22 protein-coding genes are annotated in these 22,039 nt (G+C 59.7%); 8 read left to right on the top strand and 14 right to left on the bottom strand.

Annotated elements, in window-relative coordinates; all coding sequences use genetic code 11:
• Positions 1-90: 90 nt before the first annotated feature.
• The 12 genes from FHX09_RS05460 to ybgC form a co-directional block, all read right to left on the bottom strand.
• Positions 91-891 (bottom strand): outer membrane protein, encoded by an 801-nt coding sequence (locus FHX09_RS05460; protein WP_132594160.1) that lies wholly within the window; start codon positions 889-891, stop codon positions 91-93.
• A gap of 183 nt (positions 892-1,074) precedes the next feature.
• On the bottom strand, positions 1,075-1,842 hold the full coding sequence (locus tag FHX09_RS05455) for an outer membrane protein (protein ID WP_183719456.1): 768 nt from the start codon (positions 1,840-1,842) through the stop codon (positions 1,075-1,077).
• 178 nt (positions 1,843-2,020) lie between these two features.
• Positions 2,021-3,373, bottom strand: a complete 1,353-nt coding sequence (glmM, locus tag FHX09_RS05450; protein ID WP_007802648.1) for a phosphoglucosamine mutase — start codon at positions 3,371-3,373, stop codon at positions 2,021-2,023.
• A gap of 239 nt (positions 3,374-3,612) precedes the next feature.
• Entirely contained in the window at positions 3,613-5,544 is a 1,932-nt protein-coding gene (ftsH, locus tag FHX09_RS05445) for an ATP-dependent zinc metalloprotease FtsH (protein ID WP_007802644.1), read from the bottom strand.
• 98 nt (positions 5,545-5,642) lie between these two features.
• A complete protein-coding gene (gene tilS / locus FHX09_RS05440; protein ID WP_132594164.1) occupies positions 5,643-6,968 on the bottom strand; it encodes a tRNA lysidine(34) synthetase TilS in 1,326 nt (441 codons plus the stop codon).
• 11 nt (positions 6,969-6,979) lie between these two features.
• Positions 6,980-7,984, bottom strand: a complete 1,005-nt coding sequence (ybgF, locus tag FHX09_RS05435) for a tol-pal system protein YbgF (RefSeq protein WP_184449390.1) — start codon at positions 7,982-7,984, stop codon at positions 6,980-6,982.
• Between the two features lie 160 nt (positions 7,985-8,144).
• Positions 8,145-8,675, bottom strand: coding sequence for a peptidoglycan-associated lipoprotein Pal (pal, locus tag FHX09_RS05430; RefSeq protein WP_007802639.1), 531 nt, complete (start codon positions 8,673-8,675; stop codon positions 8,145-8,147).
• 156 nt (positions 8,676-8,831) lie between these two features.
• Complete coding sequence (gene tolB, locus FHX09_RS05425) at positions 8,832-10,142, bottom strand: Tol-Pal system beta propeller repeat protein TolB (RefSeq protein WP_007802637.1); 1,311 nt, start codon at positions 10,140-10,142, stop codon at positions 8,832-8,834.
• A 22-nt stretch (positions 10,143-10,164) separates the two neighbouring features.
• Entirely contained in the window at positions 10,165-11,301 is a 1,137-nt protein-coding gene (locus FHX09_RS05420) for a hypothetical protein (RefSeq protein ID WP_132594168.1), read from the bottom strand.
• 8 nt (positions 11,302-11,309) lie between these two features.
• The gene (gene tolR / locus FHX09_RS05415) at positions 11,310-11,771 is read right to left on the bottom strand and encodes a protein TolR (protein WP_007802633.1); all 462 of its coding nucleotides are present in this window, start codon (positions 11,769-11,771) and stop codon (positions 11,310-11,312) included.
• A gap of 23 nt (positions 11,772-11,794) precedes the next feature.
• Entirely contained in the window at positions 11,795-12,514 is a 720-nt protein-coding gene (gene tolQ / locus FHX09_RS05410) for a protein TolQ (RefSeq protein WP_007802632.1), read from the bottom strand.
• 448 nt (positions 12,515-12,962) lie between these two features.
• Complete coding sequence (gene ybgC / locus FHX09_RS05405; RefSeq protein ID WP_132594170.1) at positions 12,963-13,427, bottom strand: tol-pal system-associated acyl-CoA thioesterase; 465 nt, start codon at positions 13,425-13,427, stop codon at positions 12,963-12,965.
• Positions 13,428-13,546: 119 nt separating this feature from the next.
• Between ybgC and FHX09_RS05400 the strand changes: the two genes are divergently transcribed.
• The 7 genes from FHX09_RS05400 to FHX09_RS05370 all read left to right on the top strand — a co-directional run bounded on the left by FHX09_RS05400 (position 13,547) and on the right by FHX09_RS05370 (position 19,744).
• Positions 13,547-14,767: an NAD-dependent epimerase/dehydratase family protein gene (locus FHX09_RS05400; protein ID WP_184449388.1), complete on the top strand. Its 1,221-nt coding sequence runs from the start codon at positions 13,547-13,549 to the stop codon at positions 14,765-14,767.
• Positions 14,764-15,588 carry a glycosyltransferase gene (locus FHX09_RS05395; protein ID WP_184449386.1) on the top strand — a complete coding sequence of 275 codons (825 nt, stop codon included), beginning with the start codon at positions 14,764-14,766 and terminating at the stop codon, positions 15,586-15,588. The genes FHX09_RS05400 and FHX09_RS05395 overlap by 4 nt, the downstream gene beginning before the upstream one ends.
• Complete coding sequence (locus tag FHX09_RS05390) at positions 15,585-16,469, top strand: NAD(P)-dependent oxidoreductase (RefSeq protein ID WP_132594176.1); 885 nt, start codon at positions 15,585-15,587, stop codon at positions 16,467-16,469. The genes FHX09_RS05395 and FHX09_RS05390 overlap by 4 nt, the downstream gene beginning before the upstream one ends.
• A 77-nt stretch (positions 16,470-16,546) precedes the next feature.
• On the top strand, positions 16,547-17,278 hold the full coding sequence (locus tag FHX09_RS05385) for a hypothetical protein (protein WP_132594177.1): 732 nt from the start codon (positions 16,547-16,549) through the stop codon (positions 17,276-17,278).
• 96 nt (positions 17,279-17,374) lie between these two features.
• Positions 17,375-17,962 (top strand): 5-formyltetrahydrofolate cyclo-ligase, encoded by a 588-nt coding sequence (locus FHX09_RS05380; RefSeq protein WP_037084472.1) that lies wholly within the window; start codon positions 17,375-17,377, stop codon positions 17,960-17,962.
• A gap of 2 nt (positions 17,963-17,964) precedes the next feature.
• On the top strand, positions 17,965-18,789 hold the full coding sequence (locus tag FHX09_RS05375; protein WP_007802617.1) for a TIGR00282 family metallophosphoesterase: 825 nt from the start codon (positions 17,965-17,967) through the stop codon (positions 18,787-18,789).
• 118 nt (positions 18,790-18,907) lie between these two features.
• Positions 18,908-19,744 carry an MBL fold metallo-hydrolase gene (locus tag FHX09_RS05370; protein ID WP_132594181.1) on the top strand — a complete coding sequence of 279 codons (837 nt, stop codon included), beginning with the start codon at positions 18,908-18,910 and terminating at the stop codon, positions 19,742-19,744.
• Positions 19,745-19,811: 67 nt separating this feature from the next.
• Here the strand turns inward: FHX09_RS05370 and FHX09_RS05365 are convergent, their stop codons facing one another.
• Positions 19,812-20,273: an Lrp/AsnC family transcriptional regulator gene (locus FHX09_RS05365; protein ID WP_184449384.1), complete on the bottom strand. Its 462-nt coding sequence runs from the start codon at positions 20,271-20,273 to the stop codon at positions 19,812-19,814.
• An 89-nt stretch (positions 20,274-20,362) separates the two neighbouring features.
• Between FHX09_RS05365 and FHX09_RS05360 the strand changes: the two genes are divergently transcribed.
• Positions 20,363-21,334 carry a pyridoxal-phosphate dependent enzyme gene (locus tag FHX09_RS05360; protein WP_132594185.1) on the top strand — a complete coding sequence of 324 codons (972 nt, stop codon included), beginning with the start codon at positions 20,363-20,365 and terminating at the stop codon, positions 21,332-21,334.
• A gap of 132 nt (positions 21,335-21,466) precedes the next feature.
• Here FHX09_RS05360 and FHX09_RS05355 read toward each other — a convergent pair whose 3' ends face one another.
• Positions 21,467-21,970: a pyridoxamine 5'-phosphate oxidase family protein gene (locus FHX09_RS05355; RefSeq protein ID WP_007802607.1), complete on the bottom strand. Its 504-nt coding sequence runs from the start codon at positions 21,968-21,970 to the stop codon at positions 21,467-21,469.
• Positions 21,971-22,039 lie beyond the last annotated feature (69 nt).

Genomic DNA, 22,039 nt, shown 5'->3' with positions numbered 1-22,039 from the left:
ATAGGGCGGTGAGATCGAAGTCAAGCAGTCGGCGGCGCAACGAGAGAAATTTTTGGTCTATACGCGTCATTGCGTCGCGGATCGGCCGGCCTACCAGCCAGCAACGCGCAGGCCGACACGGACCTCGTGCCGGGTCATCCCGTGATCGCGCCCGCTTTCCGGGTAGGGACCTGTAAACATGCTGCCGCCGGCAATATCGGAAAAGCGATAGCCAAAATCGACCTTGATGTTATCGGCGACTTCATAGCTGACGCCAACCATCAGGGCATAGGTGAAGCGCCAGCTGTTTTCGCCATTCAAATTCTGTGGGGCGAACGTGGCTGCCGCGCATGTCGAGGCGCCGTCGACGCACTCCGGTTGGGATCTCACGCTGCCCCATCTGACGTTCGTTATCCCCAAGCCGGCACCGACATAGGGGGTGAAGCCGGCAACGGTCGCAAGGTCGGCGTAGCCGTTTGTCATGATGCCATACGCCCGAACATCGGCACGTGTGCCGTAGGCGCAACCGGTTCCGGCGGGAGCAGAGGCCGCACAAGGCAGATCGAGGCGTGCTGTACCGGAAAAATCGCTCTTGAAGAAATCCGTCGTTAAATCGGCGCGCCAGATGTCGGTGAATTGATAACCGATCCCGACGCCACCGGAAACGGGCTGGGAGAAGCGCGCCGGATCGAACTCGCCGTCGCCGGCACCACCGACGTGATAAGTCGGTTTTTCGTTGCCCGTCCACGGCGCATAGCCGAGATCACCCCGAAGATACCATCCGGTCGTCATTGAGCTGCCGGCAATGCTAACCTCCGGTACGTCCGTAATCAGTGGTTCTTCCGCCGCCACCGGACTGCCGAGCAGCATAAGGCTTGCGACAGTGGCGGGGATCACTTTGGACGATTTCATTGCAAATTCCCGGCCGGGCAATAGAACGCCCGCATGACTGACTACGCGGACATTATTCCAGCGAGATGCTAACGCGCGGTTAACCATATTCGTTAACTGCGATCAGCGTTCGACCCACGCGAAAAAGGCTGCCGTGAAGGCAGCCTTGTAAGTGAGAACTCATGCAACAAAGAACGTGGCTGGTTATTGCAATGAGTAGCGCAAGGCGAGTTTGAAATCGTGCGAGGTAATGTTGTTGAAATGCATCGGCCCGGTGTCCACCGTGTTGTCGTAGGAGTGGATCCGGCCGGTCTTTGCATCGCCTAGATCAAGGTAGGTATAACCGAAATCGACGGTAAGACGGTCTGTCACTTGATAGCCGAGGCCCGCATGCAGCGCCCAGGCAAAGTTCCAGGTGGAGTCGCTATCGGCATAAGCGACGCCTTGCGTCGGGACGTTAATGTCCCTGAAACCGGAGATGGTGTTGCGAGAGGTACCGATACCGGCTCCGACATATGGCGTGATGCCGTACCAGGTGCCCAGATCGACATAGGCGTTGGCCATCAGCAGCCATTCCGACTTGGCACCGTCATAGTCATTGGTGCCATCCCAAACAGCCGTCCCGGATGCATCGGTGTGTCCATAACGATCGAGTGCGGAGAAGTCGGCCTTGCCGCGATACTGGACGATCGCGTCAGCGCGTAGCCACTGGTTGAATTGATAGCCTACACCCAGGCCACCCAACGGCGCGCTGTCGAAGCCGCCATCGTCCAGAAATGGATGGAGCTCGACTTCGTCAAACAATTCTTGTTGCAACCCGCCAAGACGCTGGTTGCTCATGCCCAGTTCGCCGCGCAAATACCATCCGCCGAAGACAGGCGCCGGTGCCGGCGGGTCAACATAGAGATCGGCCGCGAGAACTGGGGTAGTTCCCACCAGCACCGTAGCCACGGCAATCAAAAATCTCTTCATAATAATTCTCCAGGAACACAAATAGTCCGCGTGCCAATCGACCGCATACGGCTCTTATTCGTCCCGAAGTCTTACAAATCAGAGTTAATGTCCGATTAAGTTTACAAGATATTCATCATGACCTTAGGCAAAAAAGTGCATAGCGGGGTCGAATCGACATCCGCATGCGCGGCCGCCTTCACGCCGCGTCGCGCACCCCACCGATCACGCCGGTCAGATCATTGACGATGCGTTCAATCTGGGCGCGGTCGTCGCCCTCGGCCATGACACGGATCAGTGGCTCGGTGCCGGACGGACGGATGACGAGGCGGCCGTTCTTGGCAAGCTCGGCCTCTGCATCGGCGATCGCCTTCTGCACCAGGATATCCTCCAGCGGCTTGCCGCCGGAGATGCGGACGTTGCGTAGCAGTTGGGGCACCGGATCGAAGCGACGGCAAACTTCGCTCACCGTCTTGCCGGTCCGCTTGACCGCAGCAAGAATCTGCAGGGCCGCCACGAGACCGTCGCCTGTCGTGCCATAGTCGGACAGCACGATGTGGCCGGACTGCTCGCCGCCGACATTGTAGTTGTGCTGGCGCATGTGTTCGACAACGTAACGGTCACCGACCATCGTACGCACAAGACCAAGTCCCTTATCGCCGAGGAAGCGCTCCAACCCGAGATTCGACATGACCGTCGCGACGATACCGCCGCCGCGAAGCTGCTGGCTCTCGGCATAGCTTTCGGCGATTACGGCCATCAGCTGGTCACCGTCGACGACCGCACCGTTCTCGTCGACGATGATGACACGGTCGGCGTCGCCATCGAGCGCAATGCCAATATCGGCGCGCACTTCGTCGACCTTCTTCTGCAGCGCGACCGGGCTCGTGGAGCCACAATTGAGGTTGATGTTCGTGCCGTTCGGCTCGTTGCCGATGGTCACGACATCAGCACCGAGCTCCCAGAGCACGGCAGGCGCCACCTTGTAGGCGGCCCCGTTTGCGCAGTCGATCGCGATCCTCAAGCCCTGCAATGTGACGTCGCGCGGCAGCGTACGCTTGGCATGCTCGATATAGCGGTCGTGAACGCCGTCAACGCGCTTGGCGCGGCCGATATCATCGGCCTTCGCAAGCTGCGTGGAGAGATCCTTTTCAAGCAGGTCTTCGATCTGCGATTCCAGATCGTCGGAAAGCTTGTAGCCATCAGGCCCGAAGAGCTTGATGCCATTGTCCTGATAGGGATTGTGGGAGGCAGAGATCATGACACCAATGTCGGCGCGCAGCGAACGCGTCAGCATCGCAACGGCCGGTGTCGGGATAGGACCGAGAACGAACGCATCGACGCCGGCGGCGGTGAAGCCGGCAACCATCGCGTTTTCCAACATGTAGCCTGAAAGGCGCGTGTCCTTACCTATGACGACGCGGTGACGATGGTTGCCTCGGCGAAAGATCGTCCCAACTGCAATGCCGACCCGCATCGCAAGATCCGGTGTCATCGGGAACACGTTGGATTGACCGCGAATGCCATCCGTACCGAAATAGCGTCTTTTCATATGCACCCCTGTGCCTTGGCGCGCCTTCAGGCTGCGCATCATCACTTGCAAAAAATCAGCCGCCACAGGCGGAATATCGCTACAAGAGCCCCAAATGAGGCCTCGCTATGTCACCGGCATGACACAAATCGCGGTGACCATCACGTAAATTAGCAAGAAAACCCATTACATCGCGTTACCGACGCAAAAGGCCGGCGTCCAGAATGGACCCCGGCCTTGCCGTCATTCTTCAAGAGAAATCAATGTGGCTGCGGCTCCAAGCCGGCTTCCGGCTCGTCACCCTTTGCCACCGGCCGCGTACCGGTCTTCGGCACAGCAGAGCCGCGGCTGGGCGGTGCATCGTCACCGAGATCGCGCGACGGCTTCTCGCCACGAATCAGCGCCTTGATTTCCTCGCCAGTCAGCGTCTCGTATTCGAGCAGGCCTTCGGCAAGCGCAACGAACTCGTCGTGCTTGTCCGTCAAGATGTCGCGAGCCTGAGTGTAGGCTTCGTCGATCAGGCGGCGCACTTCATTGTCGATCTTCTGGGCTGTCGCTTCGGAGACATTCTTCGACTGCGAAACAGAATGGCCGAGGAAGACCTCCTGCTGGTTCTCCCCGTAGGCGACCTGGCCGAGTTCGTCGGAGAAGCCCCACTGGGTCACCATCGCACGGGCAAGCTTGGTGGCCTGCTCGATGTCCGAGGATGCACCCGAAGTGATATTCTCCTTACCGAACGTCAGCTCTTCGGCGACGCGGCCGCCCATCATGATGCAGAGGCGCGAGACCATCCACTTGTAGCTCATCGAGTAGCGATCGCCCTCGGGGAGCTGCATGACCATGCCAAGCGCGCGGCCGCGCGGGATGATCGTTGCCTTGTGCAACGGATCGGCGACGGCAACGTTGAGCGCTGTGATCGCATGACCAGCTTCGTGATAGGCCGTGAGCTTCTTCTCCGCTTCGGTCATCGCCGAAGAGCGGCGCTCGGCGCCCATCATGATCTTGTCTTTGGCGTCTTCGAACTCCTGCATGGTGACGACGCGCTTATTGCGGCGCGCAGCCATCAGGGCAGCTTCGTTGACGAGGTTCATCAGATCGGCACCGGAGAAGCCGGGCGTACCGCGCGCCAGAACCTTGAGATCGACATTCGGTGCCAGCGGCACGTTGCGGGCATGCACCTTGAGGATACGCTCGCGGCCGACGATGTCGGGGTTCGGAACGACGACCTGACGGTCGAAACGGCCCGGACGCAAAAGCGCCGGATCGAGAACGTCGGGCCGGTTGGTCGCCGCGATCAAGATGATGCCTTCGTTTGCCTCGAAGCCGTCCATTTCGACCAGCAGCTGGTTCAACGTCTGCTCGCGTTCGTCGTTACCGCCGCCGAGACCGGCGCCACGGTGGCGACCGACGGCATCGATTTCGTCGATAAAGATGATGCAAGGCGCATTCTTCTTGGCCTGTTCGAACATGTCGCGGACACGGCTCGCGCCGACGCCGACGAACATTTCGACGAAGTCGGAGCCCGAGATCGTGAAGAACGGAACGTTTGCTTCACCGGCGACAGAGCGGGCGAGCAGTGTCTTACCGGTACCGGGAGGGCCAACCAGCAGAACACCGCGCGGAATCTTGCCGCCGAGACGCTGGAACTTCTGCGGATCGCGCAGGAATTCGACGATTTCCTCGAGGTCTTGCTTGGCTTCGTCCACGCCTGCGACGTCATCGAAGGTCACGCGGCCATGCGCTTCGGTCAAAAGCTTAGCCTTGGACTTGCCGAAGCCCATCGCGCCGCGCGAACCGCCCTGCATCTGCCGCATGAAGAACAGCCAGACGCCAAGGATCAGAAGCATCGGCAACAGCGTGCCGATATAGCTCAGGAAGCCCGACGAACCATCGGTTTCCGGGCGCGCGGAAACGAGAACATTCTTCTGCTGCAGACGATCGAGCAGGTTGTCGTCAACGACTGGCGTATAGGTCTGGAAGGTGGTGCCGTTTTCAACATAGCTGCCGGAAACGCGGTTGCCCGTGACGACGACTTCCTTGACGCGGCCCGCATCCACTTCACGCAGGAACTGCGAGTAAGGGATTTCGCGGGAGCTGGTCTGCGCCGGCGACGTCTGGAACATGCTGAACAGAGCAATCAGCAGAAGCGCTATGATTGCCCACAAGGCGAAATTACGTAAGTTAGGGTTCATCGAACTCCCCAGCACTGGAACAACCGCCTCATGGCGACCGTCTTATTTGGCCTCTAACATAGGATTGCCGCAGGTGATTGCCAAGGCAAACTGGACTGTTAGATAGATTTTCCGTCAATACGACCTAAAGGCGGTTTTGGATAGGGGCGTGTTCCAAAGGTAGCCGCAAGGCTCTGTGCAAAGATGAAATCAAATCGTGTCAAAAAACGGTCGAAGGGCGAAAAATAGGCTGTGATCCGGACTTTCTCCGCAATACTGCCAGGAGCCTCGTGCCCTGCCACGTCGACGATACGTGGGATGGCCACCAGGGCCCGCCTGACGACGCCCCTAGGTAGCTGACCGCTCTGTGCCACTGTTTTGCCAGCAACGATGCCGATTTCCGTATGAGCTGCGTTTTCAACCAGGAATCGGCCGTCCCAGACAGCGCGCGTGGCGGGTGCTAGCGTCAACGGCAGGATGCCGCGGTTCTCGCGAACGAGAAAGAGCCCGTCGCGCCGAAGGTCGAAAACCACCCTCCCCGCCGTCATCCGGCCCACCCCACCTTTTTCGATAAACGCCAGCACATCGTCTATCTGCTTGCGACCGAGCGCGAACGCTTGCCCACCAAATACCGCTGCAAGGCGGGCGACGGCGTAGCTAAGGATCTGCCTTTCGGCGACGAGCCCGGCCGGGATCACGTGGCCGATCAAGGGAGAATGTAAAACGAAATACTGATCCAACCATCGAGCCGCCAAAACGGCGACGCCCGCTCGTAAATCGCCCACTTCGTCCGGAGCCGGAACAACATCAGCCTCTTCAGCAAGGCGCGACCGTATCCGCACACGTTCGTACTTCGGGTCCTCATTGCTTGGGTCGTCGATCCAGGCGACCTGCCGCGCGCGAAGGTAATCGCGGATCGCCTCCCGCTGGCAACCAAGCAACGGTCGAGCTACCCACAAGCGGCGATCAAAGAGAACGAGATCGGCAATGCCGGTGCTTGGCTGTTCTGAACGCTCCCTCCGCATGGCGAGTGTCTCGCGCTGATCGTCGGCTGTATGCGCGGTCACGACAATATCTGCGTTCAGGCTTTCAGCGGCATCGGCAAGCAGAGCGTAACGGGCTTCGCGTGCCGCCAGCATCGTACCAGTCTTGGGCTTTTCACCGCGCCATGTCTTGGTGAGGTGCGGAATATCGAGCGACCGACAGAAGGCTGCAACCTGGTGCGCCTCCTCGGCCGAGTCTGTGCGCAACGCATGGTCGACGGTTGCGGCACAAAGGGATATTTTCGAGTTGGGCGCGGCCTCGAGTGCTTCGGCGAGCGCCAGAAGCAGGCCGGTTGAATCGCTTCCACCCGAAATCGCGACAAGGATGCGCGAGGGCTTGATCAGCGAGTCAAGAAAACGGCGTGCTGCCGTCTCGGGTAGAAGGGGGCCGTCCGGGCGCAAACCGGAAGTCCTTAGCAGGCGAGACGCTTTTGCTCGCTGGCAACCTTGGTTATCACGGCACGAGAAGCCTTGGGATAACGCTTCGAAACTTCGCGCAGCGTGGCGCATGCGGTTTCCGTATTGTCGAGCGCGGCAAGCGACATGCCGAGCTTCAGCAGCATTTCCGGCGCCTTTTCAGAGCTGCCATACTTCTTGTGAGCATCGAGGAACGTCTTGGCGGCCTCGTTATACTTGCCCTGCGAGTAGAGCGCCTCGCCAAGCCAGAAATTGGCATCGGCTGCTCGAGCACTGCTCGGGTATTGAGCGATGTACTGAGTGAACTCCTGCTCGGCCGTCGAGTAGTCACCCGAAAGGACGTGGCCATAGGCAGCCTTGTACTGGTCGGCTTCGCTGCCGAGCGAGGCAGTCTGCGACGAGCGGCCGGAATCGACGCCCGGAAGCGGGCCGGATCCAACTGTGGCACCCTCGTTGACCGAGCCACCGATCGGATTGCCGTTCTGGTCGAACTCCATCGAACCGAGCTGCTTCGGCGGCTGGCCGAGGCCATCGTTTGCCGGAACATCGGTCGAGGGAGCCGTCTCGGCTCCCTGCGGTGCTTGGATAACGCGGGCGACATCGTCACCACCGCCCTGACCTTGAACCGGAGGAGGCACATTGGCCTCGCTCTTTTTCATCGTCTTGGAGCTGCTGCCGGCACTACCGCCGCCGCCCTTTTCCAGTTCCTGGAAACGGAATTCATTGTCTTCCTGCGCCTTGCGGATCGTTTCCTGCATCTGCAGGAGCTGGAAGCTCATCTCCTCGATGCGGCCGTTCAGCTGACGCAGCTGCTCTTCCAACTGCTGGACGCGAACTTCGGCGCCGCCGGCGGCCTGCACGTCTACAACCGGTGCCTGCGGCCGCCGATCCGCAGCCTTGCCGCCGATCTGCCACCCAAAGAGCGACGTCGCATTCGCCGATTGGCCCGCCCCGGCCACGGCCGCGAGGCACAGCATGCCCGCAACGACAAGTTTTTTCATATGGTTTGTCCTGTCCCTGTGATTCTTCGCGCCCATTGGCGCGAACAGGAGATTTTTCCAATTGCTTTCAAAAAGCAACGGAAACTGGCCAAAGTGTGTTCAAAAAGAAAAGGCGGCCCGCGATGGAGCCGCCTTTCGAAATTGTAATATTTCCCGGCAATTACATACCGGCGCCACCGAGAACGGTAACGGCACGGCGGTTCTGCGACCAGCAGGAAATATCGTCGCAGACGGCAACCGGACGTTCCTTGCCGTAGGAGATCGTCTTCATGCGCTGAGCCGGAACACCACGCGAAGCAAGGTAATCCTTGGTGGCGGCTGCACGGCGAGCACCGAGAGCGAGGTTGTATTCGCGCGTACCGCGTTCGTCGGCGTGGCCTTCGATGGTGATCGCGTACTTCGGATAGCGGGCGAGCCACTGAGCCTGACGATCGAGCGTCTGGGAAGCGTCCGCGCGGATCGAGGTGGAGTCAGTGTCGAAGAAGATGCGGTCGCCGACGTTGACGGTAAAGTCCTGGGCGGAACCAGGCGTTGCGGCGCCGGCGCCAAGGCCGAGGTCGCCTGCACTGTTCGCCATGTTCTTCTTGTTGGCGCAACCGGCCAGAGCAAGACCGGCGACAAGCGCGATCATGACGGGGTTACGGGCAAAATTCTGCATGCGGCTCATTGCCGGGGTGTGAATTCGGCTCATGGCCGGTCTCCTTGCGACTTGATTAAGGTTGCCGGACTGTAACCTCGTTGGGTTAATCGGCATTCAAGAATTATGGTTAACAGATGGTTGATTTGTCCCTCAGCCGCCCCAATCAGGGATTTTTGCGGCGACAAAAAGGCACGTTCACAAGCTTTACTACTCGAGAAGCGGCGACCAGGCTGGGTCCGAAGCGTAGGTCGGGGTCTTGATGAGTTGCTCGTTGTAGCCTGTCAGATCGATCGAGTAGAGCTGCGGACCACCGGCACCCGCCGCCTGGCGGAAGAACATGATGACGCGGCCATTCGGCGCCCAGGTCGGGCCTTCGTTGTGGAAGCCCGTCGTCAGGATGCGCTCACCCGAACCGTCCGGCTTCATCACACCGATCGAGAACTTGCCACCCGACTGCTTGGTGAAGGCAATCAGATCGCCGCGCGGAGACCAGACCGGTGTGGAGTAGTTGCCGTCACCGAAGGAGATGCGCGTCTGGCCGGAGCCGTCGGCGTTCATGACGTAGATCTGCTGCTTGCCGCCGCGGTCGCTTTCGAACACGATGCGCCCGCCATCCGGCGAATAGGACGGCGACGTATCGATCGCGGCTGTCGAGGTCAGGCGCGTCGTGGTGCGCGAACGCAGGTCCATCGTGTAGATATTGGCGTTGCCTTCCTGCTGCAGGCTCATCACGACCTTCTGGCCATCGGGCGAGAAGCGCGGCGAGAAGGTCATGCCCGGAAAGTTGCCGACGACCTCGCGCTGTCCCGTCTCAAGCTGCAGCAGGTAGACCCGCGGCTGCTGGTTGGCGAAGGACATGTATGTGACTTCCTGACGGTTCGGCGAGAAGCGCGGCGTCAGAACGAGGTCGCTGCCGTTCGTCAACATGCGGACGTTGAAGCCATCCTGGTCCATGATGGCGAGCTGACGCTTGCGATCCTGCTTGGTGCCGGATTCGGACACGAAGACGACGCGGGTATCGAAGTAGCCCTCCTCGCCGGTGATCTGCTTGTAGATCGCATCGGCGATAATATGGGCTACGCGGCGCCAGTTCTCCGGCTGCGTATAGAACTGCTGACCGGTCATCTGCGTGCCGGCAAACGTATCCCAAAGGCGGAATTCGGCGCGGAGGCGGCCGTCGCTTTCCTGCGTCACGCGACCGGTGACGAGGGCCTGTGCATTAATGACCTTCCAGTCCTCGAAGCGCGGAGCGGCATCCGGGTTGGAGATCTTCTCGATGAAGGCGTTCTTGTTGATCGGCGCGAAGAGGCCGGAGCGCTGGAGATCGGCAGCGATAACCTGCGATACCTGCGCGCCCATGTCACCCTGCAGGAAGTCAGTGATCGCGATCGGCAGCGGCTCGACGTTACCCTTGTTGATGTTGATTTCGACAAGCGCGTTCGCCGGCGTGGCGACAACCGCAGTGGTTATCATGCCGACGGCGACCATCAAGGCGCGGATGAGGGAACACTTGGTCATGGAGGACAAGCCTTTCAGCATTTTAAAGGGCTAGATCGCTAGGATCGAAGTTGACGATAACTTCGCCCCAGGCGTCATATTTGTCTTTCGGAAGGTTCGTGAAGGGCGACGACTTCATGACGGCGCGCTTGGCACCGCTTGCCAACGCCATCCGCGTCGCCTCGTTTGTGCCGCCGGTCGCTTCAACATCGGGTGAGCCGATGATGTTGCCATCAGGGTCTAGCTTCATGTGGACCTTGATGCGAACTTCGCTTGCGCCTTCCATCCCGGGGATAACCGACCAGTTGCCGGCAATCGCGCTGCGCAGCGCGTCCATCTCACTCATCGAGAGCTTGGAGCCGCTCGTGGTCTTCTTCGCACCGAGTGACGCAACTTCTGTCGAGCGCTTGGCACCGCCGGAAGAAGGATCCTGCTTGTTCAGCAGAGCCGCAATATCGTCAGCGTTGAAATCGCTCTGCTTGGAAGAGGCAGACTTGGCCTTCTCCTGCTTCTTCTCAGCCTTCTTCTTGTCCGTCGGCTTGTCGTCGGCCGTCGCCTGGTCCTCGGTTTTCTTTTCCGGGGGCTTTTCGGCTGGCTTCTGTTCCGGTGGTTTTGGCTGCGGCTTCACGACCGGAGTCGGAACCTTGTCCGGCAGCGCCTCAGCGTCCGGCTTCGGCGGCTCGGCCTGTTCCTGCGGCGGTTCCTCAGCCTTCGGCGGCGTCGGGGTCGGCGGGGTGATTTCCGGCTTCGGCGGCGTGATGGAAGCGACCTGCTTCGGCTCGACGTCCGTCTCCTCCTTCACGATCTCCTTCACCTCGTTGGGCACGGGATCGTTCTGCGGAAGAGGCTTTTCGGCCGCCTTCGGGGCAGCGGCGCTCTCATTGTTGCTGGGCTTGGCGTTCGGGACCGGCGGCGTCTTGAGGTCGATATTGTTATCGCCCATGTTTTCCGCGTTATCGACTGTCGCCGGCTTGGTCGTCGGCTTCGGCGCCGCCTTTTCCTTCGGGGGCGCCGTCTTGTCACCCTGCTGCAGCTGCGACATCTCTTCGACAGGCACGAGATCGACGGGCATCGCCTCGAAATCCTCGACTTTGAACTGCTCCGGGGAGCCGATCGAGATCAGTGCCCAGGCAAGCAGTGCACAGTGCAGAGCCGCAGATGTGACGATACTGGCCTTCATAGCGTTTGCTATTGGTCCTTCTTTTGCTGCGTCACGAGACCGATGTTCTTGTAGCCGGCACCCTGGATGCGGGCCATGACGTCGGCGATCACGCCATAAGGCGCGGTCGCGTCGCCGCGAACGAAGATGCGCTCATTGTAGCCGGTCGTTGCGATCGCCTCGAGCTTCGCGGCAATCTCCTCGGCCGGGATCGGCGTTTCCTGCAGGAAGACCTGGCCGTCATTCTTGACCGAGATCGTGATCGGCTGCGTTTCGGAATTCAGCGCCTTCGCCTGCGTTTCCGGCAGATCGACCGGCACGCCGACGGTCATCATCGGTGCGGCGACCATGAAGATGATCAAAAGCACGAGCATAACGTCGACGAGCGGCGTCACGTTGATTTCGGAGATGGCACCACCTCTGTGGCCACCGCGACGACGACCACCGCGGCCACTGCCGCTACCGCCACCGCTTGGAGCACCCATACCCATATCGTTGACTCCGTTCCCGTCGATTACTGCGCGGCCTGACGCGGCTGCAGTTTCTCGTCGATCTGGCGCGAAAGGATGGCAGAAAATTCATCCGCGAAGCCTTCCATGCGAGCAGAGAGCTTGCCGGCATCGGCAGTGAACTTGTTGTAGGCGATAACGGCTGGGATAGCGGCAACAAGGCCGATTGCGGTTGCGAGCAGCGCTTCCGCGATACCAGGGGCAACGACCGCGAGGTTCGTCGACTTCGAGCCGGCGATCGCCTGGAACGAGGTCATGATACCGACGACCGTACCGAAGAGGCCGATGAACGGACCGGCAGAACCGATTGTCGCCAGCGAGCCGAGACGGGCTGAGAGGAATTCGGATTCACGAGCGAGCGTGACGTCCATGGCGCGGTCGATACGCATCTGCAGACCGATCGGGGAGCGCGCGCCGCGCTCGAACGACTTCTTCCATTCGCGCATGGCAGAGACGAAGATCGAGGCAAGGCCGGTGTTGTTGCGTTCCGACAGCGTCCGATAAAGCTCTTCCAGCGACTGACCCGACCAGAACACCTGCTCGAACTTGTCGAACTGGCGCCGCGCGCGGCCGTAAGCCAGATACTTGTCGATGACAATCGCCCAGGTCCAGACCGAGGCTGCGATGAGCCCGAGCATGACCAGCTTGACGACGAGACCTGCCTGCATAAACAGCGACCAGAGGCTGACGTCGGCCGTTGCTGCTGCCAATCCTACTTGTTCCATTGATCCAAAATCCCCGAATCCAAACGCCCGGTACTTGACCGGGCGGCACAAAGTGATCTCGCAAGAAGTGTCTGGCGGCCGCCCAAAGCCCTGGTCAAGCTTCCAAGCTCTTATCCGCCTTCCTTGCCGTCAAATTTGGTCAAAGGAAGGCGTGCACCGCACAAACTCCGACAATCCGAGTAAGACACTATTATGGTTAACAGTTCGTTAGCGCCAGATCATGACAGCGAAACTATCGGCGAAAGAGTTATCCCTTGGATTACTTGGTCAGATCTAGGTCGATGACCACAACAGCGCTTAACTTCCAGCGCGCGAATTCCTTCACACAAAACTCATGTTTATGCAAGGCCGGAATCCAGCGTCTTTTCATCGCTTCGCGATCAACCTGCGCGAATCGCCGCAGGCAAACGATGTTGAAACGGCGGGATCGCGCTGCGGCCGCAAAGGCTCACGGTCCACGGAGCGGCTTGCTGCCTTCCAGAAATCTCTCTGCAAGCGCTTCGGGCAGTCGTCGCGGCCTCGCATTGGCGTTGATGACGGCGATGATCACCTTGGCGGCGATCAGCAGCGTTTCGCCGCGCCGGATTTCCTGATTGAGGACCATCTTGGCGCCACCTGCTTTTTCGGTGTGGGTCAGCACCATCAGGATGTCATCCATCCGCGCCGGTTGCTTGAAGTCGATCTCCATGCGGTGGACGACGAAGACAAGCCCCTCCTCGTCCGCATTGATGAGTTCGCGCTGCTCGACGCCGAGACAACGGAGGTAATCGGTGCGGCCGCGCTCGAGGAAGTGCAGATAGCGAGCATGGTAGACGAGACCGGAAAAATCCGTGTCCTCGTAATAGACGCGCTGCAGGAGCCGGTGACCCGTTTCCGTGAGTTCACCCGAAATCGAAAAACCGTTGTCCGCCATAATTTTCTCCAAAGTCACGCGCCCTCTTTGGCGGAAGACTTTCCGCCTTGCAAGCATTGAACAATTGTCACGCTTCCTAAGTATTTTTTGACAGAGACAATCAAGCAGGAGACGAGCCGATGAAGATTGCAGTGATGGGCGGAGACGGATTCATCGGCTGGCCGACATCATTGCATCTCTCCGACGCGGGACACGACATCCATATCCTCGACAATCTCTCGCGACGGTGGATCGACACCGAACTCGGGGTCCAGTCGCTGACGCCGATGGACTCGATCCAGGAGCGCACGCGCATTTGGCACGCCGAAACTGGCCGGCGCGTTCACTTCAACCTGATCGATCTCGCCAAGGACTACGAGCTCCTGAAGACGTGGCTGGCCGAAAACCGTCCGGATGCCGTCATTCATTTCGCTGAGCAGCGTGCCGCCCCCTACTCCATGAAGAGCGACCGCCACAAGAACTACACCGTCAACAACAACGTCAACGCCACCCATAACCTCCTGAATGCGCTCGTCGAACTCCAGCTCGACGCGCATCTGATCCACCTCGGCACGATGGGCGTCTACGGCTATTCGACGGTCGGGGCGGCGATCCCCGAGGGCTATCTGCCCGTTGGCATCGAGACGGCGCATGGCGAGACCGTCAGCCAGGAAATCCTCTATCCTTCCAATCCCGGCTCGATCTATCACATGACCAAGTGCCTGGATCAGTTGCTTTTCCATTTCTACGCCAAGAACGACGGTCTGCGCATCACGGACCTGCACCAGGGGATTGTCTGGGGCACGCACACCGAGCAGACGCGCCGGCACGCCCAACTCATCAATCGCTTCGACTATGATGGCGACTACGGCACCGTGCTGAACCGGTTCCTGATCCAGGCGGCGATTGGATACCCGCTGACCGTTCACGGCACCGGCGGCCAGACCCGCGCCTTCATCCACATCCAGGATTCCGTACGCTGCATCGAGCTGGCGTTGAACAATCCGCCAGCCCGCGGCGCCCGTGTCGACATCTTCAACCAGATGACGGAGACGCATCGCGTGCGCGATCTGGCGGAAATGATCGCCAAGATGAGTGGTGCCGAGATCGCCTGGCTGCCGAACCCGCGCAAGGAGGCGCCGGAGAATGAGCTTATCGTCAAGAACGAGAAGTTCCGTAATCTTGGCCTCGATCCGATCACCCTGCGGGCGGGGCTTCTCAGTGAAATCGTCGACGTCGCCAAGAAGTTTAGCTATCGCGTCGATCGGTCGCGCGTGCCCGCCGTTTCCGCCTGGACGAAAGACATTGCCGCCACGATCAACCACGATCCGGAAGGCAAGAGGCTGAAGTCCGTTTCATGAGTGAGTCCCTGCGGCACGCCTACGTCACCCTCGTCACCAACAACGACTACGCCATGGGTGCCAAGGCGCTCGCGGCGTCGTTGCGCCGAACCGACACCCCTGCCGACATCGTCATCCTCCATACGCCAGGCGCTGAGCTGGCCAGCCTTGCCCCGCTCCTGCAGCTCGACTGCCGCCTGGTGCCGGTCAAGCATATGCCGCTGTCAGCCGCGTTCAATGAGCGCCATGCTCGATCCAATCTGCACGCCGCGGCCCCCTTCACGAAGGGACGCAAGCCGGCGTTTCACTCGCCGCTCGACAACTTCTGCAAGCTGCGCCTCTGGCAGCTGACCGAGTACACCAGCTGCGTCTTCATCGATGCCGATGCGATCGTGCTGCGCAACATCGACAAGCTCTTTCGCTATCCGGAGTTTTCGGCCGCCCCGAATGTCTACGAATCTCTTGCAGACTTCCACCGACTGAATTCCGGCGTCTTCGTCGCGCAACCGTCCGAAGCCACGTTTCAGCGCATGCTGGAGCGACTGGATAAGCCAGGCATGTTCTGGAAGCGGACGGACCAGACCTTCCTGCAGGATTTTTTCCCGGATTGGCACGGCCTGCCGGTCTATTTCAACATGCTCCAATATGTATGGTTCACCATGCCTCGGCTTTGGGACTGGCAGAGCATTTCCGTCCTGCACTACCAGTACGAGAAGCCATGGGAGGCGAATCATCCGAAGGCCGAGAAACTGCGGCCGCTGATCGACCTGTGGGACGCGTTCTATGCCGGCGATGATCCGCCGGATATCTCGGCAATGGCCAACCCCAAAGAGGCGGCATGAAGGTACTGGTATCGGGCGGAACGGGTTTCGTCGGACGCTACATCGTCGAAGAACTGCTCGCCGGCGGCTATACCGTGATCATCGGCGGCCGCCACGCGCCGCTGCCACGCTTCTTTTCGCGCCCGGTCGAGTTCGCCCCGCTCTCGCTCGATCCGGCCCACGATCATATCGAAGCCTTCGACGACGCCTATTTCTTCGTTCACGCCGCCTTCCACCACGTGCCCGGCAAATACCGCGGTGGGGAGGGTAACGACCCGGAGACGTTCAGGCGCTTCAATCTGGACGGCAGCGTCCGGCTTTTCGAAACGGCAAAACGCGCCGGCACGCGGCGTTGCATCTTCATTTCCAGCCGTGCCGCCTATGGAGAGCACGCGCCTGGAACCACGCTGAAAGAAGGGATGCTTGACAAGCCGGAGACCCTTTATGGTCAGGTCAAACTGGATGCCGAACGCAGTCTGGCACATCTTGCAGCGCCGGGTTTCGCAACGGCCAGTCTCCGATTGACCGGCGTCTACGGCGACCTTCGACCCGGCAAATGGGACAAGCTGATCGGAGATTACCTCGCTGGTCGTCCCTTGCCTTCACGTGCCGGCACCGAGGTCCACGGAAAAGACGTCGGCAAAGCGGTGCGGCTCATGTTGGAAACAGACCCCCCGCGTATCTCCGGCGAGACCTTCAACGTGTCCGACGTGGCGCTGGATACCTGGGACATCCTGGAACCCATTCGATGGGAGCACGATTGCCTGAACAGGCTGCCCCTCCCCGCCGACAAATCGCTGCTCACACCGATGGACACGGCGAAAATCCGCGCGCTCGGTTGGTTGCCTGGGGGCATGCCCCTGTTTAATGAAACGATCCATGCGCTGGCCACGGGCACATAGGCGGCAGGTAACGGCACACAGGCCCACGCAAGCCTGAAGTTGCAGACTGCCACGGATAGTGCAATCCGGAGGATAGTATGCAAGTCGGTTCCGCATCAGCGCTCAACATCCTGCGCAACACCTACTCGGCCGATAATCTCAATACGCCGGCCGACGGCACCAGCGCGCGACTGAAGATATTGCAGAATTCGGCAAAGGCACAGGAAAGCCTGCGCGAAAGCATGACGACATCGGCCGAAGCCGCGAAAGCCCGTGCCGCACGCAAGCTTGAGGAAGCCAAGCAGCAGCTCGAAATGCTGAAGAGCGGCGGCTACCCGCCAGAGGTCGTCGCCCGGCTTGCGGCCGAACTTGCTCACAAGATCAGCGCCGCTGCGGCGGAGTTTGCCTCGGCTGTCGCTGCCAGCGCAACGCCCCCTGCATCTGCAGCCAATGCCACCGTTGCAACCGCCGATACCGGCGCGAGCGCGACAGACGCTACGACCTATGCCTCGGCGACAACCGAAACGGCTTCTTCGGATAGCTCCGACGGTAGCGCGGAGCAGACAGACATACCCGATGGCGCAACCGCCGCACGCAATGCCTACCAAAGCGTGATCGAAGATGGAAGGCAGGCATCTGCCGGTATCTCGACCGAAGATCGCAAGACGATGGAAGAGTTCAAGGCCATCCTGCAGGAAGTCCGGCAGCTGATGGACAAGGCGATGCGCGAACTGCGCGCAAGAACCGGCCAGCAGGGATCGGGCACGGACGCCTATCCGCTTGAGGCACAGGCCGGCGCCTCAGTCAGACCAACCAGTATCACGATTTGACCTGATCGACTCAGGCAGGCGGTCAAAGGTCGCATTGACCCGTTGAAATGATCGGCAAGACCTTTATCGTCTGCTGAAAACAGCGCGATGGACCGCATGACCCCGAGAGAATTGAAAACTGAAATGCGTACCGGCCGGCTCGCACTGCGCGACGCGATCCCGGAAGATACTCGCATCGAGATGAGCCTTGCCATGGCCGAGCATGCCGGCGAGGCCGTCGCATTCGAGCCCGGGACGACCGTGTCCGGCTTCCTGCCGATCCGCTCCGAAGCGGATATCCGGCCGCTTATGGCACGGTTCCAGACGCGTGGAGCACGGCTTTGCGTACCCGCCATCCTCGACAAGCAGACGATTGTCTTTCGCGAGCTGGTGCGCGGCGTCCCACTGGTCAGCACCGGCTTCGGTACCTCGGGTCCGCCCGCGGACGCCGCCGTGCTCGATCCCGAGATCATGCTGGTGCCTCTCTCCGCTTTCGACAATCGCGGCCACCGCATCGGCTATGGCGCCGGCCATTATGACCGCGCCATCGAGCGTTTGCGGCAAAAAGGCCTGCATCCGAAACTGATCGGCATTGCATTCGACTGCCAGGAAGTGGCACATGTGCCCGACGAGCCGCACGACGTCAGCCTGGACGCCCTCCTGACAGAAAGCGGGCTGCGCTTTTTTGCCTCTTGGATTGGATAGCAATGCGACTGCTTTTTCTGGGTGACATGGTGGGTAAGACCGGACGCACCGCCGTCTGGAACCGCCTCCCCGGCCTCATTTCTGACCTGAAGCTCGATTTCGTCGTCGTCAACGGCGAGAACGCTGCAGGCGGTTTCGGCATCACCGAGGATATCTTCCTCGAGACGATCAACGCGGGCGCCGATGTCGTCACGACGGGCAACCACGTCTGGGATCAGAAGGAAGCCGTCGCCTTTGCCGGACGTCATGACCAGTTCCTGCGACCGGCCAACTACCCGCAGGGCACGCCGGGGCGCGGCTCGGGGCTTTTTTATGCCCGCAACGGTGCACGCGTGCTTGTCGCAAATGTCATGGGCCGCGTTTTCATGCATCCCGAACTCGACGATCCCTTCAAATCCGCCGAGACGATCCTGGATGCCTGCCCTCTCAAGGAGCAGGCGGATGCAATCATCTTCGACTTTCACGCCGAAGCGACCAGCGAGAAGCAGTGCTTCGGCCATTTCGTCGACGGCCGCGCCAGCTTCGTCGTCGGTACGCACACCCATGTCCCGACGGCCGATCATCAGATCCTGAACGGCGGCACCGCCTACATGTCCGACGCAGGCATGTGTGGTGACTACGATTCCTCCCTCGGCATGGACAAGGAGGAGCCGCTGAACCGTTTCATCTCCAAAATGCCGAAAGGCCGCATGGAGGCGGCGACCGGCCCGGCCACCATCTGTGGCGTCGGCGTCGAGATATCGGATGCGACCGGCCTCGCGGAAAAGATCGCGCCGCTGCGCCTCGGTCCTCGGCTCGCCGAAACCATTCCGGAGTTTTGGCGTTAGTTCAGGCAGCCTCGCGCCATGACGCAAAAGTGAGCAGTGGCTCGGGATTTCAACTGGACCGCTGCGGCGCCTTGCCGCATCCTCCCGAGCTTACCGTGAGAGCGCTGGAGGAAGTGGCATGACGCCGCGTTTTCTTGTCTTCGCAATCGCCTGCCTGATGGTCTTGGTCGCCGCGGAGGCAGCCGCGGCCCAGGAGGAACGAAGAAACGTCAGCCAGTGCCAGGCCATCGCCCAATCGATCCCGCAAGCGACTTTTGCCAGTTTCGCGGGCCCAGCACCGATTGCTGGCGCCGGCGCTGCCGACCAATCGGTCACGCTGACCTACATCGGACATTCCACCTTCCTGATCGAAACGCCGGGCGGCGTAACGATCGCGACCGACTACAGCGGCTGGTATTCGCCGCCGCACGTTCCGATGGTCGTCACCATGAATCGCGCCCATTCCTCGCATTACAGTTTGGTGACCGACCCGGCCATTAAATACGTGCTTCATGGATGGAGCGACGTGCCAGGGGAAAAGGCGAAGGTAAACCTCGTGGTCGGCGACACCTACATCCGCAACGTCACTACCGATATCAGGGGCGGTTTCGGCGCGCCGCAGCAGGATGGGAACTCGATCTTCATCTTCGAGGTGGCCGGTCTCTGCATCGGTCATCTCGGCCATCTGCACTACGAACTGACGGAAACCCACTACACGGAGATCGGCAGACTGGATGTCGTGATGGTTCCGGTGGATGGTGGCCTGACGATGGGTTCGGACAGCATGAGCCGGGTCATCAAGCGGCTGCGCGCCTCTCTCATCCTGCCGATGCACCAGCCGAGGCCGCTGCAAAGCTTCCTGTCGATGTTCGGACCCGATTTCGATATCAGCTACGCACCGACGAACACGATCACCGTGTCGCTGCGCACGTTGCCGAAAAAGCCGCTGATCTATGTCGCGAAAGGCATGCATTAAAAGACCTGGATCGCCCCAACCCCTTTCGACTGGATCGCTACATAGGCCACGCCAGCAAAGGGCCTTTTCATTCAATGACGGGAAGTCCCAGGCCGTGCTTGACCGTTTTGAGTGCAATCAGGCTCTTGTATTTTCGCACGAGCGCTTGTTGTTCACTCATAAGTCGCTCAATGAAGTTGTTATATTCCTCAAGGTTGCGGACGGCTACAAGCAGCATATAATCCATATCGCCGGTCACATACCAGCATGACTGAACTTCAGGCGCACGGTCCAACCATCGCTGCAATTGTTGCAGTGTGTGTCGATGTTCGTTCTGGATTTCAAGCTCGACCAGAACGGACAGGGTGCGATCGACGGCCTTCGGACTGACCACCGCCACGATCCTCTCGATGATCCCATCCTGCTTCAATTTGCTGATTCGGCGTTCGATGGCCGAGGTAGAAAGATTGACCGCATCAGCAATGACCTTGCCGGGAATGTCGGCATTCTCCTGCAGCATCGAAAGAATAGTTCGGTCAATATCGTCCACAGCGCATAACCAAGCTTCCACGCGGAAAATCCGCTATAAATTTGTTATTGGCGCGATTTTCACGCGTCATAAATTCATACCATCGCTCCATGACAAAACAAGCACCTCTCTCAGCCATCAACATCGAAGACGCACGCAAGCGCATCGATCCGATTTTTCTGAACACCAATTTGCTGTGTTCCGATAGGCTCGCGCTGTCGCTAGTCGTCAAAGACGAAACGGAAAATCCGATCCGCAGCTTCAAGGGGCGAGGTACGGGATATTTTCTCGCCGATCTCGCCGACGAGAGAACTCCTCTGGTCTCGGCATCGGCCGGGAACTTCGGTCAGGGGCTTGCTTATAATGCCGCGCGGCATGGGCGACCTCTGATTGTCTTTGCCAGTCTAAACGCCAATCCGCTGAAGATCGAGGCCATGCGCAGGTTTGGGGCAGTGGTCTTTCTCGCCGGGGAGGATTTTGACGCTGCGAAGGAGGCTGCCAAAATCTACGCCCTCGAACGGAAGCTGCAGTTCGTCGAGGACGGCGCGAGTGCAGCCATTGCGGAAGGGGCTGGAACGATTGCGGCGGAACTGACTGAAAACGTCGAAAACATCGACGCCGTTTTCATCCCGCTTGGAAACGGTGCTTTGGCGGCCGGAATAGGATGCTGGTTCAAATCGCGATCACCGCGAACAAGGGTCATCGCCGTCGCCGCAAAGGGTGCGCCATGCATGGCTCTGTCCTACAATGCGGGTGACGTGATCTCGACGTCGGAGGCACGCACGATTGCCGATGGAATTGCCGTCCGGAATCCCGTGCCGTCCGCGATCGAATGGCTCAAAGATACTATCGATGACATCGTTCTCGTTGATGATGATCAACTTCTGGACGCAATGCGGTTTGCTCATGATGCTTGGGAGCGTCTCGTCGAGCCGGCCGGGGCGGCGGGGCTCGCGGCCATTCTTGTGCAGGCATCTGCCCTGAAAGGCTGCCGTGTAGCGACCATGTTGTGTGGTGCTAACCTCACGGATCAACAGATCAAGGTATGGCTTCCATCTGCCGTAAAGGACAGCGCCTGTTAGAGCAAAGCAAATCGACTTCTAGCTGTTCCCCATCATGTCCGAATTTGTTTCGCCAATTTCGCGACAGATATTTGCGACTGAAAGTATTCCATATTCCAGTTAGGGCTAGGGATCACGCCGGGTCTAGTATTCTCAAGCGAACTGCAAGTGCTGCCGGATGCCGACATCGGGCATCTTGTCATCATCGAGATTGGCCTTGGCAATCTCCCAACCGAATTTGAGCTTACTGCCGGTAGAGACCCAGATCTCCGCGTCGTCAACATGCATCACAAGCATCGTCAGCTTCGGATCCTTCTTGCCGTCCTCATACCAGGCGGCGACGACGGAATTCCAATACTCATTGATCTTCGACGGATCGGACCGCACCTCGATCTTGCCGGCAAGGCAAGCGTGATAGTCGTGATGCTTTCCGACGACGCAGAAATGTGCCCTGGTGCCCGGCTTGATGGCACGGGCGATTTCTGCGTCCGATTTCGAGTAGAACCAGATCGTATTGGTCTTCGGATCGGCATGTGGCGCCATTGGCTGCATGTGCATGTCCACTCCGTCCACGCCGAGCATGCCGGCATGAATGTCGTTGACCTGATCCCAGAGCTGACGTGCTGGGTGTTTCCGCGCCTCGTTGAAACTAGCCATAGCACTTCCTTCCGTTTCAAGGGTCCGTGTTTTGAAACGCCAACTTCGGGGCTTTGTTCCGTAATTCCG

Origin of the sequence: Rhizobium sp. BK538, assembly GCF_014197575.1 — a bacterium.
In the GTDB taxonomy this organism is placed as follows: domain Bacteria; phylum Pseudomonadota; class Alphaproteobacteria; order Rhizobiales; family Rhizobiaceae; genus Rhizobium.
Note: the sequence above shows the minus strand (reverse complement) of the source record. Positions and strands in the feature narration are given on the sequence as shown.